At 68.3% G+C, this 14,724-nt stretch carries 13 protein-coding genes; 4 read left to right on the forward strand and 9 right to left on the reverse strand.

The window, feature by feature from the left end:
* Positions 1-107 precede the first annotated feature (107 nt).
* The 8 genes from GFS60_RS14295 to GFS60_RS14330 form a co-directional block, all read right to left on the reverse strand.
* Positions 108-1,322, reverse strand: coding sequence for a vWA domain-containing protein (locus GFS60_RS14295; RefSeq protein WP_159922119.1), 1,215 nt, complete (start codon positions 1,320-1,322; stop codon positions 108-110).
* Positions 1,319-1,960 carry an SRPBCC family protein gene (locus GFS60_RS14300; protein WP_159922121.1) on the reverse strand — a complete coding sequence of 214 codons (642 nt, stop codon included), beginning with the start codon at positions 1,958-1,960 and terminating at the stop codon, positions 1,319-1,321. Before GFS60_RS14300 ends, GFS60_RS14295 begins: the two co-directional genes overlap by 4 nt.
* 13 nt (positions 1,961-1,973) lie before the next feature.
* The gene (locus GFS60_RS14305; RefSeq protein ID WP_159922123.1) at positions 1,974-2,861 is read right to left on the reverse strand and encodes an AAA family ATPase; all 888 of its coding nucleotides are present in this window, start codon (positions 2,859-2,861) and stop codon (positions 1,974-1,976) included.
* A complete protein-coding gene (locus GFS60_RS14310) occupies positions 2,858-3,751 on the reverse strand; it encodes an XdhC family protein (RefSeq protein ID WP_159922125.1) in 894 nt (297 codons plus the stop codon). The genes GFS60_RS14305 and GFS60_RS14310 overlap by 4 nt, the downstream gene beginning before the upstream one ends.
* A gap of 29 nt (positions 3,752-3,780) precedes the next feature.
* A complete protein-coding gene (locus tag GFS60_RS14315; RefSeq protein WP_159922127.1) occupies positions 3,781-6,183 on the reverse strand; it encodes an aerobic carbon-monoxide dehydrogenase large subunit in 2,403 nt (800 codons plus the stop codon).
* Positions 6,183-6,764: a (2Fe-2S)-binding protein gene (locus GFS60_RS14320; protein WP_159922129.1), complete on the reverse strand. Its 582-nt coding sequence runs from the start codon at positions 6,762-6,764 to the stop codon at positions 6,183-6,185. The genes GFS60_RS14315 and GFS60_RS14320 overlap by 1 nt, the downstream gene beginning before the upstream one ends.
* Positions 6,765-6,766: 2 nt before the next feature.
* A complete protein-coding gene (locus GFS60_RS14325) occupies positions 6,767-7,672 on the reverse strand; it encodes an FAD binding domain-containing protein (protein ID WP_159922131.1) in 906 nt (301 codons plus the stop codon).
* A gap of 75 nt (positions 7,673-7,747) precedes the next feature.
* Positions 7,748-8,890 carry an XdhC family protein gene (locus tag GFS60_RS14330; protein WP_159927174.1) on the reverse strand — a complete coding sequence of 381 codons (1,143 nt, stop codon included), beginning with the start codon at positions 8,888-8,890 and terminating at the stop codon, positions 7,748-7,750.
* A gap of 209 nt (positions 8,891-9,099) precedes the next feature.
* On the opposite strand from GFS60_RS14330, the gene GFS60_RS14335 reads away from it, so the two are divergent.
* Positions 9,100-9,759 (forward strand): response regulator, encoded by a 660-nt coding sequence (locus GFS60_RS14335; protein ID WP_109329663.1) that lies wholly within the window; start codon positions 9,100-9,102, stop codon positions 9,757-9,759.
* 18 nt (positions 9,760-9,777) lie between these two features.
* Here the strand turns inward: GFS60_RS14335 and GFS60_RS14340 are convergent, their stop codons facing one another.
* A complete protein-coding gene (locus GFS60_RS14340) occupies positions 9,778-10,395 on the reverse strand; it encodes a hypothetical protein (RefSeq protein WP_159922133.1) in 618 nt (205 codons plus the stop codon).
* 194 nt (positions 10,396-10,589) lie between these two features.
* Here GFS60_RS14340 and GFS60_RS14345 point away from each other — a divergent pair, with 194 nt between their 5' ends.
* Genes GFS60_RS14345 through lnt form a run of 3 tightly spaced genes read left to right on the forward strand, consistent with a single transcriptional unit; the run spans position 10,590 to position 14,436 of the window.
* Positions 10,590-11,096: an FxsA family protein gene (locus GFS60_RS14345; protein WP_159922135.1), complete on the forward strand. Its 507-nt coding sequence runs from the start codon at positions 10,590-10,592 to the stop codon at positions 11,094-11,096.
* A gap of 12 nt (positions 11,097-11,108) precedes the next feature.
* Positions 11,109-12,713, forward strand: coding sequence for an amidohydrolase (locus GFS60_RS14350; RefSeq protein WP_159922137.1), 1,605 nt, complete (start codon positions 11,109-11,111; stop codon positions 12,711-12,713).
* Positions 12,703-14,436: an apolipoprotein N-acyltransferase gene (gene lnt, locus GFS60_RS14355; RefSeq protein ID WP_159922139.1), complete on the forward strand. Its 1,734-nt coding sequence runs from the start codon at positions 12,703-12,705 to the stop codon at positions 14,434-14,436. The genes GFS60_RS14350 and lnt overlap by 11 nt, the downstream gene beginning before the upstream one ends.
* Positions 14,437-14,724 lie beyond the last annotated feature (288 nt).

A 14,724-nucleotide genomic window follows, 5' to 3' on the forward strand; every position in this document is an offset into this window, starting at 1 on the left:
GCATCGGACACTCCCGAACGTGTTCGGCGTGCTCGCTGCCAGTGAGGCCTGCCGGGATGGGTCGCCGAAGACGGCGATGTCGAGGACGTCGGAGTTCGGTGGGGGAGCTATTCCATCCCGCCTATCACGTCCAGCACGTCGCGGAGCGCGGAGACGGAGTGCGCGGGGAGGAAGGCGTCGCAGAACGGCAGCGCGGCCGCCATCGATCCGGCGAGGGGCCGGAAGACGGGGTCACCGGCGCGGGGGTTGAGCCACACCAGTCGGTGGGCGCGGCGACGGACCCTGGTGAGGGCATGCGCCAGGCGCTTCGGGTCGTCGCTGTCCCAACCGTCGGACGCGATGATCACGACTGCCCCGCGCAGCGCGTTGCCGTGCGGGGACGCCAGCAGTTCGCTCACGCTGCCCGCGATGTGGGTGCCACCGAATCTGTCGACCACCTTGTCGTTCGCCTTACGGACCGCGGTCTCGGCGCTGCGGTGGGCGAGGACGGGGGTGAGCCGCGTCAGCGACGTGGAGAACGCGAACACCTCCGGCCTGCCCGCGGTCTGCCGTTGCACCGCCGCGCGCATGAGATGGAGATAGATCGCAGCGTACGGCTGCATCGACCGGCTCACGTCGCACAGCATCACGATGCGCCGCGGACGGCGCCGGGCACGGCTCCGCGCGAGAACCACCGGCTCCCAGCCCGTGGCTCTCGACAGGTTCATGGTGGCACGCAGGTCGATACGCCGGCCGCGGCGATGCACTTCGCGACGCCGGGTGCGACGGGACGGCCACGCGGCGGTGGCCTGTTCCAGCCAGGATCCGAGGAGTCGGAGGTCGCCGGCGTCGAATCGGGCGAAGGGCTCGTCGGCGCGGGCCACGAGCCTGCTGGGCAGGGTGTCCGGCACGGCGGTGAGCGCTTCGCGAAGGTCGTCCTCACGGTCGTCGCCGCCGGTCATCATCGGTCGTGTCATCCACGGCACGCCCTCGACGTCCTGCGCGTCACCGGGCCGGTCGCGATCGTCGCGGACACCGGCGAGGGCAGTCTCCCGTCCCGCAGCGGCTCGCCGCGCATGCGGGTCCACGGACAGCACGGCGTCCTCGAAGACCGCGGAGAACACCGCGTCGAACGGCGCGAGGTCGTCGACGCGGTTGACGAGCGTCAGACGCGCCGACCAGTACAGCCGCGACCGCGAACTTGGTGGCGACAGGTGCAGCGCCTGCACTAACACCGCGGGGCCACTCGCCGAGACGACCACACCACGGGAGCGCAATCGGGCGACGAGTGCCACCGCGAACGCCGCGAGGTCGACGCCCCGCAGGACGCCCGACGCGCTCATCGCCTGCGGCGGCCCACCACGAGCACGACCACGATTCCCGCGAGGACGGCGGCGAGAATCGGCGCGTACCGCTTCCACGCCCCCGCCCCGGACAGCGCGAGGAGGTCCAGCGGAGCCGGTTCCGCGGCAGGCGGGGCCACGGAAAGGTTCGTGGTGCCGGCCGCCTCGGGCTCGGCCGTGGGCTCCTCGCCGGCGCCTCCGGCGAGCTTCGCTTCCAGCGACTCCGCGAACTGACCCATGAGTTTCTCCGACACCTGCTGAATCATTCCGCTGCCGAACTGCGCAAGTTTGCCGACGATCTTCATGTCGGTGTCCACGGTGACGCGGGTGCCGGCACCGGTCTCGTGCAACTGCGCGATGATCGTCGCGGACGCGTTACCGGATCCGCGCGAGTCCCGACCGCGGGCGTCGATCACGGCGCGATGCTCCTGCGGGTCACGCTGCACGAACGTCGCCTTGCCCTTGAATTCACTCGTCACCGGGCCGACCTTGACCTTCACCTTCCCCAGGTAGTCGTCGCCTTCCCGCCCGGTCATCTGTGCCCCGGGCAGCAGCGGGGCAACCTCCTCGAGGTCGCTGAGTACCTCCCAGGCCTGCTCGATCGGTGCATTGACGGTGAACTCGTTGGCAATCTTCATGGCAGTTGCCTTTTCATCCGGTGGCCAGGACGTGCGCATAGTCGGTGAATGCGTCTTGAACTATTGTGCGGTCGTCTGGGGTCTTCGCGAGGGCACTCAAGCTTTGAATTGCGTCGTCGCTAACTAGATCCGCCACACCCAGGGCCGCGAGTGCGGACACCCAGTCGATCGTCTCGGCGATTCCGGGCGGCTTGTCGAGATCGAGTTCGCGGGCCCGGCCGACGAAGCGGGTGGCGTGCTCGATGAGGGGCGCCGTCGCCGCGGGGACCGTGCGGCGCACGATGGCGGCCGCCCGGGCCGGCTCCGGATAGTCGATCCAGTGGTAGAGGCACCGCCTGCGCAGCGCGTCGTGGAGGTCGCGACTCCGGTTGGATGTCAGCACGACGACGGGGTGCTGATCGGCCGTGAACGTTCCCAGTTCGGGTACGGTGACCGACGCCTCGCCCAGAAATTCGAGGAGGAGTGCCTCGAACTCGTCGTCGGCCCGGTCTATTTCGTCGATCAGCAGGACGGGCGGGGTCGGTCCCCGATATCTCACGCAATGGAGGATCGGACGCTCCAGCAGGAATTCCTCGGTGAACAGATCGTCCTCGGTCAGGCCGTCACCCCGCGATTCGGCCAGCCGGATGGTGAGCAACTGCCGCTGATAGTTCCAGTCGTAGAGGGCCTCGTTCGCGGTGAGGCCCTCGTAGCACTGCAAGCGGATCAGCGGGGCGCCGAGGACGGCCGCGAGAGCCTTCGCGGCGGTGGTCTTACCGACTCCTGGTTCGCCTTCGAGCAGGAGCGGACGGCTCAGCGCCGCCGCGAGATACAGAGCGGACGCGGTTCCGAAGTCGAGGAGGTAGTCCTCGGCATCGAAGCGCCGGATCACCTCCGCCACATCCGCGAACGGTGTCGTCATACCGCTTCCGTCCCCTGGGCGAACGAAGCCCGGCAACCCGGCCCGCAGAACCAGAAGTCGTCACCGCCGCGCCGCAGGTGGACAGTATCCGGCCGGATCGAGACGCGCATCCCGCACACCGGATCGACCGCTTCCGTCACCGCCGCCCGCGGAGGCGTATCGTCCTCGGGCGCACGTAGTCCCGCGGTGCGCAGTTCCTGCACCAGTTCCGCGGCGATCGACACCGCGATCTCCGCCGACGTCCTCGCCCCGATGTTCAGACCGACCGGGGTATGCACCCTTGCCCGCTCGGATTCGGTGAGACCCAGGGCGTCGAGGATGGCGCCGCCCCGGGTGCGGCTGGCGACGAGCCCGACGTATCCGACCCCGGCGTCGAGCGCCGCGCGGATGACGTCCGCCTCGGGTCCACCGTGACCGGCCAGCACCACGGCCGTCGTGCCCGTGAACTGTTCGAGACCGGCGTCGTCGTGCGCGACGGAGAACTCCAGCAATTCCGAAATGTGCGTTAACGCCTGCGCGATCGGTGTGGTGCCGTAAATCCGCACCACCGGCGGCGGCAGTTGCGGCTCCAGGAAGATCTCCATGGCGCCACCGGACAGGCACGGATTGACCACGACGGATGCGCCCGGCATCTCGGGGAACTGCACGGCCCCGTCAGGAAGGACCCGCAGCAGCACGCTCTCGTTGGTCTTCAACACACCCAGGGCGGCCGTGCGCACCGAGTTCTGCGCGCACTGACCGCCGACGAAACCCTCGATGGTCCCGTCCTGCAAGAGAATCGCCTCGTCACCGGTATGGCTGGACGTGGGTGGCTGCGCTCGCACCACGGTCGCATGGACGAACGGCCTGCGGTCGCGCACCAATTGCGCCGCACGCTCTTTCAGATCCATCGGGCCTCCTGCCGAGAGCCGGGCAATATTCAGATCGGTGGTGCCGCGCGGCCCTGCATGGCCTCCCACACCCGGGACGGGGTGAGCGGCATGTCGGCGTGCCGCACACCGAACGGGGCGAGCGCATCCACGACGGCGTTCACCACGGCCGGCGGCGACCCGACCGTCGCGGACTCGCCGATGCCCTTGGCGCCGATCGGGTGGTGGGGTGACGGGGTGACGGTGAAGCCGGTCTCCAGCTTCGGCACCTCCAGCGACGTGGGGATCAGGTAGTCCATCAGCGATCCGCCGAGGCAGTTGCCGTCCTCGTCGAATTCGATGATCTCCATCAACGCCATCCCGATGCCGTCGACGATACCGCCGTGCACCTGACCCTCGATGATCATCGGATTGATGCGGGTGCCGCAGTCGTCGACGGCGAGGAAACGCCGCACCTTCACCACCGCGGTGCCGGGATCGATGTCGACGACGCAGAAGTACGCGCCGTAGGGGTACGTCAGATTCTCCGGGTTGTAGCAGATCTGCGCGTCGAGTCCGCCCTCGATGCCCTCCGGCAGATCACCGGCGCCGTGTGCCCGCATCGCGATGTCCTGGATGGTCACCTTCGCCGACGGATCACCCTTCACATGGAATTCGCCTTTCTCCCATTCCAGATCCGCGACCGAGGCCTCGAGCATCCCGGACGCGATGATTTTCGCCTTGTCCCGTACCTTGCGGGCCACCAGCGCCGCGGCCGCGCCCGACACCGGCGTGGACCGGCTGCCGTACGTGCCGAGCCCGAACGGTGTGTTGTCGGTGTCGCCGTGCACCACGTCGATGTCGTCCGGTGGGATGCCGAGTTCCTCCGCGACGATTTGGGCGAACGTCGTCTCGTGCCCCTGCCCCTGCGTCTGCACCGACAACCGGAGAACGGCTTTCCCGGTGGGGTGGACGCGCAGTTCGCACCCGTCGGCCATGCCCAGGCCGAGAATGTCCATGTCCTTCCGCGGTCCGGCGCCGACGGCTTCGGTGAAAAACGCCATGCCGATACCCATCAGCTCACCGCGTTCGCGGCGTTCCTTCTGTTCCTCCCGCAACTGCTGGTAGCCGATCAGGTCCATGGCCTTGCGGAGGGTGGTCTCGTAGTCGCCGGAGTCGTACACCCAGCCGGTCTTGCTGGTGTAGGGGAACTGGTCGGGACGCAGCAGGTTCTTCAGCCGAAGCTCCGCCGGGTCCATCTTCAGGTCGAACGCCAGGCAGTCGACGAGCCGCTCGACCAGATACACGGCCTCGGTGATGCGGAACGAGCACGCGTACGCCACCCCGCCGGGCGCCTTGTTCGTGTAGACCGCCGTCATCGCGCAGTGCGCGGCCTCGATGTCGTAGCTGCCGGTGAAGACGCCGAAGAAACCCGCCGGATACTTCACCGGGGCCGCCGTCCCGTTGAACGCACCGTGGTCGGCCAGCACCTTCGTGCGGATCGCGAGCATCTTGCCCTCCTTGGTCGCAGCGATCTCGCCGACCATGATGTAGTCGCGGGCGAACCCGGTGCTCATCAGGTTCTCGCTGCGGTCCTCCATCCACTTCACCGGTTTGCCGGTCACCAGCGACGCGACGATGGCGCACACGTATCCCGGGTAGATCGGGACCTTGTTGCCGAAGCCGCCGCCGATGTCCGGGGACACCACCCGAATTTTGTGCTCCGGGATCCCCGAGACCAGGGCGTAGACCGTCCGGTGCGCGTGCGGGGCCTGCGACGTGGAGTACAGCGTCAACTTGCCGGACACCTTGTCGACGTCGGCGATCGCACCGCACGTCTCCATCGGCGCCGGATGCACCCTCGGGTAGACGATCTCCTGCTTGACCACCACGTCCGCCCTCGCGAACACGGCCTCGGTCGCGGCGGCGTCGCCTGTCTCCCAGTCGAAGCAGTGGTTGTCTGTTTTGCCGTCGAGATCGTCACGGATCACCGGTGCGTCGGGTGAGAGCGCCGTGCGGGCGTCGACGACAGGATCGAGCATGTCGTACTCGACGTCGATCAGCTCCAGCGCGTCCCGGGCCGAATAGCGGTCCTCAGCGATGACGAACGCGACCTCCTGACCTTGGAACCGCACCTTGTCGGTGGCGAGTACGGCCTGCACATCGTTGGACAGGGTCGGCATCCACGCGAGATTCTTCGCGGCGAGGTCGGCGCCCGTCACTACCGCGGTCACCTTCGGATGTTCCTGTGCCGCAGAGGTATCGATGCTCACTATCCGTGCGTGCGCGACCGGCGACCGCAGGATCGCCAGGTGCAGCATGCCGGGGAGGGTGATGTCGTCGACGTAATTCCCGAGCCCCCGGATGAAGCGGGGATCCTCCTTGCGGAGCATGCGGCCGTGGCCACAGGGTTTCTTGTCGTTGTCGATGATTTCGGCGTCGCCCGACGGCGGACGCGATTCGACGGTGGTCATCACTTACTTCCCGTGGTCGCGTGTTCTTCGACTGTCATCGGTGCGCCCTCGGCGCCCCGCGTCTTGTCCTCCTGGACCTCCGCGTCGAAGTCGCCGGCCGGTTCCGGCTCGGCGGCCTCGCCCGCCCGATGGTCCGCCGCCCACTGGATCGAGCGCACGATCGTGGTGTATCCGGTGCAGCGGCAGATCTGCCCGGAGATCGCTTCCCGGATGGTGGCCTCGTCGGGGCTCTCCTCCCGGTCGAGCAGTGCCCGCGCCGTCATCATCATGCCGGGGGTGCAGAACCCGCACTGCAGTCCGTGGCACTGCATGAAGCCCTGCTGGATGGGATCGAGTTCGCCGTCGTGTTCGAGACCCTCGACCGTGCGGACGTCGTGCCCGCTCGCCATCGCAGCGAGCATCGTGCACGACTTCACCGGATCGCCGTCCACGGTGACGACACACGTACCGCAGTTGCTGGTGTCGCAGCCCCAATGGGTCCCGGTCAGGCCGAGCTGGTCGCGGAGGAAATGGACCAGCAGCATGCGCGGTTCCACCTCGGCGCTCACTGCCTCGCCGTTGACGGTCATTTTCACCTGCATGGCTATGCCTCTTCTCCGGTCGGCTCGTGCTCCACGTCGCTGCGGAGCACCCGGTCGACCGCTGTGCGGAGTGTGCGGATCGTGAGTTCGGATGCGAGATGGCGCTTGTAGTCGACGGTGCCGCGGGCGTCTCCGACGGGCTCGCAGGCCTGTGCGGCCAACCGTCCGGCTTGGGCGAACGCCTCCTCTGAGGGTGGACGTCCGGTCAGGTAGTCGGCAATGTCCGAGAGCCCGGACGGATCCGGGTTCACGGCGGTCAGGCCGACGGCTGCCCGGGCTATCTCGCCGCCCTCCACCGTGACTGCGGCGCCGGCCGCGGCGATCGCCCAATCTCCGGTTCGCCGTGCAATCTTGGCGTACGCACTGGAACTGTGGCCGTGAACCGGTATCACGATCTCGATGAGCATTTCGTTGTGTGCGAGCGCCGTCTCGTACGGTCCGACGAGGAACTCGGACATCGGGATCTCGCGACGTCCGCCGGGCCCGCGCACCACGCACGTGGCCTCGAGTAGAGAGCAGATCGTGGTGAGATCTTCGGCCGGATCCGCCTGGCACAGCGATCCGCCGATGGTTCCGCGGTTGCGGACCACCGGGTCGGCGATCACCTTCTCCGCGTCGCGGAAGAGGGGGAACGCCGCCGCGAGTTCGTCCGATTCGAGTAGCCGGCGGTGCCGTGTCATCGCACCGATCCGCAGCCTCGACCGCTCGGTCGTGATGTAGCCGAGTTCGCCCTCGAGGTCGTTGATGTCGATGAGGTACTCGGGATTGGCGAGGCGAAGTTTCATCATGGGCAGCAGGCTGTGGCCGCCAGCGACGAGGCGGGCTTCGTCGCCCAGCCGGTCGAGCAGGGCGATGGCGTCCTCGACGCCGGTTGCACGCTCGTATTCGAAGGATCCTGGAACTTGCATTGTGACCTACCTCACAAACGTGGATCCTCTCAGCCTGCGCAAGAACCGGTGGTCCGTCAACCCCGGTCAACCGCCCTAGTCGACGCAGAAATCGACGGGTTCCTCGTGGTGGATCCGGCCGCTCGACTCCATTAGTGGGCGCCCCGTGCCACCCCACCGGCGGGCGATGATCTCGGCGGCGATGGACACCGCCGTCTCCTCGGGGGTCCGGGCGCCGATGTCCAGGCCGATGGGGCTCGACAGCCGGTCGAGCTCGGTGTCGGTCAGACCGGCCTCGCGGAGGCGTTCGCGCCGGTCCTGATCGGTTCGGCGTGATCCCATGGCGCCGATGTAGGCGACGTCGGGGATGCGCAGCGCCGTCTCGAGGAGGGGAACGTCGAACTTGGGGTCGTGGGTGAGCACACAGATCACGGTCCGGCCGTCGATGGCCTGCGCCTCGGCCTGCGCAGCGAGATACCGGTGCGGCCAGTCCACCACCACCTCGTCGGCCGTCGGGAACCGCGCGTGCGTCGCGAACACCGGACGGGCGTCGCAGACCGTCACCCGGTATCCCATGAAGGCGCCCTGCCGGGCCACCGCGGCGGCGAAGTCGATGGCCCCGAATACGAGCATGCGCGGCCGCGGCGCGTAACTGGCGACGAACACCTCCATGCCCTCGCCGCGGCGCTGACCGTCGGTGCCGTACGTCAGCACCGTGCTGCCGCCCGCCGCGAGGAGACCCCGCGCGTCGTCGGTCACCGCGGAATCGGCTCGGTCGGAGCCGAGTGAACCGCTCACGTTCTCCGGCCGGACGATCAGACGTCGCCCCACCCGCGCGGCATCGGGATGCGCGACAACGGTGGCCACGGCGACCGGCTGGTGATTGTCGATGTCATGGGCAATCTCACCGAACTCGGGAAAAGTGTTGCGCGACACCGGTTCGACGAAAATGTCGATGATTCCGCCACAGGTAAGACCCACCTCGAACGCGTTCTCGTCGCTGATCCCGTACCGCTGCAGCACCGGCGTGCCGGACGCCGTGACCTCGCATGCAAGTTCGTAGACCGCTCCCTCGACACACCCACCGGACACCGAACCGGACGCAGTCCCATCGGGTGCCACGACCATCGACGCCCCCGGCGGTCGCGGAGCGGAGCGGAATGTGCGGACCACGGTTCCGACACCCGCCGTCCCGCCCGCGGTCCACACCGCCATCAGGTCGGCCAGCACCTCGCGCATCAGCACCCTTCCCACTCGAGTCCGGACGTGTGATAGACGCTCAGGTACAGCCTATTCCGCCGAAGCGGATTTGGTCCGGGAGACCGGATCTCACCCTCGCGGCCTCAGGTGCCTGCTGGGTGTTGCGGCAGTCGGAATTCCGGGCCAAGACCACAGGGGCCGCCTTTGTGGATCCGCAGCGCGGGGCGGGGCGGTGCTAGGTTGGCGCTGTGCCGATCACCGTGCTACTCGTGGACGACCAGGAATTGATGCGTATGGGCCTCAATATGGTGCTCGACGCGCAGGACGACATCGTGGTGGTCGGCGAGGCCGGCGACGGGGCGGCCGCGGTGGCGGCGGTCCGTAAACTCGAACCCGATGTGGTGCTGATGGATGTGCGGATGCCGGTGGTGGACGGGGTCAGTGCGACGGCGCAGATACTCGAATCCGGGGTCGCCAGCCGCGTACTCGTCATGACGACGTTCGACCTAGACGAGCACGCGATGGGGGCGTTGCGGGCGGGGGCCAGTGGCTTCCTGCTCAAGGACACCCCCTCGGAGGACCTGGTGTCGGCCATCCGCAGTGTGGCGGCCGGAGACGCTGTGGTGTCGCCGAAGGTGACGCGGCGACTGCTGGCCCGCTTCCTCGACGACGGCCCGGCTCCGCGCCGCGACCCGGCGGTACTGGACGTGCTGACCGAGCGGGAACGGGAAGTGCTGCAGCTGGTCGCCACCGGATTGTCGAACACGGAGATCGCGGAAAGTCTGTTCCTGTCCGAGTCGACGGTGAAGTCGCACATCGGCCGGATACTCACCAAATTGAATGTGCGGGACCGCGTGCAGGCGGTGGTCCTGGCCTACGAGACGGGCCTGGTGCGGCCCGGCTCGTAAGTTCGTCCGCCGTGACGGTCAGGACGTGAACGTGCCGACGGTCGGGACCACCGTGCAGTTGACGTTGCCGGGATAGCTCACGGTGCCGAACATCGTGCCGAGCACCGTGCCCGCACCCGTGTCGACAATCTTCGACAGCAGCGGGGTGTTGATGATGGGCAGCCGGTCGTCGAGTTTCACGATCCCGCCCTGGAAGGTGTTCAGGTTGATCCAGGCAACGCTGAGATCGGACGACTGCGGTATCGCCACGTAGGCGGGAATTGCCTGGAACCGCAACTGGCCGGCGGTGATCGGGGGAAAGAGATTCGGTCCTGCCTGAGCGCTTGCCAGGGTGACGGTCGCCGGCTCGTCGGCGACACCGCATCCCAGGGTGGGGGACGGGTACATGAAGTCCTGCGGAGTGGTGAGCCCGAGTTCGAGCACATCCTTCGGGACGAAGACGCTGGCGCCAAGGAGTTGGTTCACCGCGTTGCTCGCCACCGGCGACATCTCGGCGGCCAGCGTCTGCAGCTCCCCGATACCCCGGGCCGCGTCGGGAAGGGGCTGGGCCGAGGCGGGTGCGGCCGACAGCATGCAGGCGACAGCGGCCGGTGCCAAGACCATCGTGGCACGGCGGAACAGGGTGGACCGGAACATAGCGGCTCCTTGTTGTGCGCGGGATCGGAAGATCCCCCATCCGAGAGAACTGCATCACGGCACAACTCTCAATGTCAACTTTAGGGTTAGATTGTGAGCGGTTCGAGATTTGTGCCGGGAGAAATCTGGCGTCCTCGAACGTTGAACGGACAGACGGCCAGAGTGTCGGTATCCGCCGTTCGAAAGGGGGCGTCATGTACGCCGCAGTGTTTCTGCTCTACGTGGTGGTGGAGATCGCCGCACTCATCTGGGTGGGCGGCACGATCGGCGTGCTCTGGACAGCCTGCCTCTTCCTCGGTGGGTCGCTCGTCGGGCTGATGCTGATGCGCTCGCAGTGGCGCCGGGTGATCCAGGGGCTGCGTGCAGCCGCAGGCGGCAAGGGGTCGCCGGGTGCGGCGGTAGCGGACGGCGCCCTCGTGGCGGTCGGTTCGGCGCTGATGGTGGTGCCCGGGCTCGTCACCTCACTTCTCGGGCTGCTTCTGCTGATCCCGCCCACCCGATGGCTGCTTCGGCCCGTCGTCGTGCTTGTTGCCGGCAAGCGCGCCGCCGTCGTCGCGGCCGGCGCCGAGGCCTTCGCGCGGGCCCCACGTCGAGGCAGCGGTGAAGTGATCGAAGGTGAGGTGGTGCACGACGTGTTCGACGGTGAGGTAGTCGGTCCGCAACCTCGAACCCCGACCCGTGATCCACGCCTTCTGCCCTAGCAGGCACACTAGGTGCCCGTGACTACCCAACTGCTGGTCGGCGGCCGAATCTACAGTTCCTTTGCACCAGACGCCACGTCGATGGCAGTGACCGACGGAACCGTCGTGTGGGTCGGCGACGACCGCGCAGCCCGCGCACTGCACCCGGACGCCGAAGTCGTGGACCTGGACGGCGCGTTCGTCACTCCGGCGTTCGTCGACACCCACGTCCACGTGACCGCCCTGGGGCTGAACATCGTGGGCCTCGACCTCGTCGGTGTCGGCTCGCTGCGCGAGTGCCTCGACCGGTTGCAGTCCTTTGCTCGCACCCACGACGACGCCGTCATCTGGGGGCATGGCTGGGACGACTCGAACTGGCCGGAGCGCGACGGCCCCACCACGGCGCAGCTGGACGAGGCCGCGCCGGGCCGCCCGGTGTACCTTTCGCGGATCGATGTTCACTCCGCGGTGTGCTCCACTGCGCTGCGGCAGCTGGTCCCCGATGTGAACGGAACCGCGGGCTACTCCCCGGACGGACCGCTGACCTTCGAGGCGCACCACGCCGCCCGCACGGTCGCCCGGTCCCTGCTGACGGAACGGCAGCGGGCAGTCGCCCGCGCCGCAGCGCTCGACGCCATTGCCGCCCGCGGAATCGTCGCGGTGCACGAGTGTGGCGGTCCGGACATCGCCGGACTGGACGACTTCCGCGAATTGTTGTCCACCTCCCACGCAGTGGAGGTGCGGGGCTACTGGGGGCAGGCAGTCTCCGGCGTCGAGGAGGCCCGGAAGCTCCTGCAGGACACGGGCGCTCACGCTCTCGGCGGCGACCTGTTCATCGATGGCTCCATCGGGTCGCACACCGCGTGGCTCCGCGAACCCTACGCCGATGCGCCCGGCACCACCGGGAAGAGCTACCTCACCGTCGACGAGATCGCGGCCCACCTCCGGGCCTGCACGATCGCCGGCATTCAGGCGGGCTTCCACGTGATCGGTGACGCCGCGGTCCGGGCCGCGGTCGATGCCCTCGAGCTGGTGGCCGACGAACTCGGCGGACCCGCCGTCGCCGCGGCCGGACACCGGCTCGAGCACGCCGAGATGATGAGCACCGAAGACGCGGCCCGCCTCGCGACGTGGGGTGTGATCGCCAGCGTGCAACCCGCGTTCGACGCCCTGTGGGGTGGGACGAACGGTCTCTACGCGCAGCGTCTCGGCCGGGACCGGGCCCTCACCTTGAACCCGTTCTCCGCGGCCGCGTCCGCCGGAGTGTCGCTGGCGCTGAGTTCCGACGCTCCCGTGACCCCGGTCGAACCGTGGGCGATGGTCCGTGCGGCAGTCCAGCACCGGACACCGGGGAGCGGCATCTCGCCGCGTGCCGCGTTCTCCGCTGCCACTCGTGGGGCCTGGCGGGCCGGCGGGGTCCGGGACGGGCTGGCGGGCACCCTGAACCCGGGTGCCCCGGCGTCGTATGCGGTGTGGGATGCCGGTGAGCTGGTGGTCAGCGCCCCCCAGGATTCCGTCCAGCGGTGGTCGACCGATCCGCGGTCCCGGGTGCCCGCCCTGCCGCGACTCGACGAAGACGCACCCACGCCGGTGCTGCTGCGTTCGGTGCACCGGGGGAGCGTCGTCCATGAGCGCTGACGAGGGAGCGTCGTCCACGAGTGCTGACGGCATTGCACCCCTTCGATTGATCGGCGCCCGTGGTCTGCTTGTGCGCTGCGTCGTCTCGGTGGCCGCCGGGTTTCTGATCTTCGCCGGGTTTCCTCCCCGGCCGCTGTGGTTCCTGGCACCGGTCGGTGTCGCACTGCTCGTCCTGGTTCTCACCGGCGCGGGCGGGCCGGCGCCGCGACTCCGCGCCGGCTTCGGCTACGGCTACCTGGCAGGTCTGGGCTTCCTGGTACCGCTGTTGCCGTGGATCGGCGTGTTCGTCGGCGCCCTGCCGTGGCTGGCGCTCGCGGCCGCCGAGGCGGTGTTCGTGGGCCTGTTCGGGGTGGTGGCCGTGCTCGTGTCCCGGTTGCGCTGGGCGCCCCTGTGGATCGCGGCCGGCTGGTCACTCACCGAATGGTTGCGTGCCAGCGTCCCGTTCGGCGGTTTCCCCTGGGGCCGGCTCGCTTTCGGGCAGTCGGAGGGATGGCTACTGCCGTTGGCGAGTCTCGGCGGCGCCCCGCTGCTCAGCTTCGGGGTGGCCTTGACGGGCGCCGGACTGGCCTCCGTCGCAGTGACGGTGTGGGCTCGGGCGCACGGCGCGGCGGACTGGAAGCGACCTCTTGCCGGCGGTCTGGCCGCGGCTCTCGCTGCCACGGTGCTGTCGGTGGCGTTGGCGCCGGCGCTCGCCGACATGGGGTCGGGGGACCGGACGATTACCGTCGCGGCAATCCAGGGGAGCGTGCCCAAACTGGGTCTCGACTTCAACGACCAACGCAAACGGGTCCTCGACAATCACGTGCGGCGCACCCTCCAACTGGCCGACGAGGTGGCCGCGGGGGCGGCGCCGCAACCCGATGTCGTCGTCTGGCCGGAGAATGCGTCCGATATCGACCCGCTGCGTAACGCGGACGCGGCCGCGGACATCTCCCGCGCGTCCGACGCGATCGGCGCGCCGATCCTGGTGGGTGCGGTGCTGGTCAACGGCGACCGCACGACGACCAATTCGGTGATCGTCTGGGACGGCGACGAGGGACCGGGCGAACGACACGACAAACGCATCATCCAACCGTTCGGCGAGTACCTGCCGTACCGCGATTTCTTCCGGCACTTCTCCTCCTACGCCGACCGGGCCGGCAATTTCGTACCCGGCGACGGCGACGGCGTCGTCCACGCGAACGGTGTTCCCGTCGGGGTCGCCACCTGCTACGAAGTGGCGTTCGATCGAGCCTTCGAGGGATCGGTGCGGGCCGGCGCGGAACTGCTCGCCGTCCCCACGAACAACGCCACCTTCGGCGATACCGAGATGACGTATCAGCAACTCGCCATGTCGAAGGTGCGGGCCGTCGAGCACGGACGGGCGGTGGTGGTCGCTGCCACCAGCGGTGTCAGTGCGATCATCGCGCCGGACGGCTCCACCGTGGAACAGACGTCACTGTTCGTGCCCGCCGCCCTGGTGTCGGAGGTGCCGCTGCGGACCCAGCTGACTCCGGCGAGTCGCCTCGGACCTCTGCCGGAGGTTTTGCTCTGCCTCGCCGCCGCCGCTGCGGTCGTGGCCGCTCTGGTGCCACGCCGGCGCGAAATTCGCACACCGGCTCGAGGCAGCACCGAGACGGCGCCGGCAATTGCCGGCAGGGAGCATCCTCACGGCATCGAAGACCGAATCCGGGCAGAGGGGGGCACCAAGCGCACCGACTCTGGTGATCATTCCGACATATGACGGGCGGGACAATCTCGGCCTGATCATGGGATGCCTGGACGCTGCCGCCCACAACGCACGTTCTCGCTGCTGGGTTGGGAGTTACGAAACGTGACACCCATGCGCAAACAGGTGGTCAGTCCACATTCTGAGACGCCCTGAAACGGTTTGAACCGTACGTCCGATAGGAACCTGAAGCGTACTCCCGGGTAAGGTTCGGTAAATTCCCAGGTTCGCAGGTCACTATGAGTTTCTTGGGTGGCCGGTGGGTGCCATGCCCACCGCCGGAGTGGGAAGAGGACGAACAAC

The organism is Rhodococcus sp. WAY2 (assembly GCF_009859915.1).
GTDB classification, from domain to species: Bacteria; Actinomycetota; Actinomycetes; order Mycobacteriales; family Mycobacteriaceae; genus Rhodococcus_F; species Rhodococcus_F oxybenzonivorans.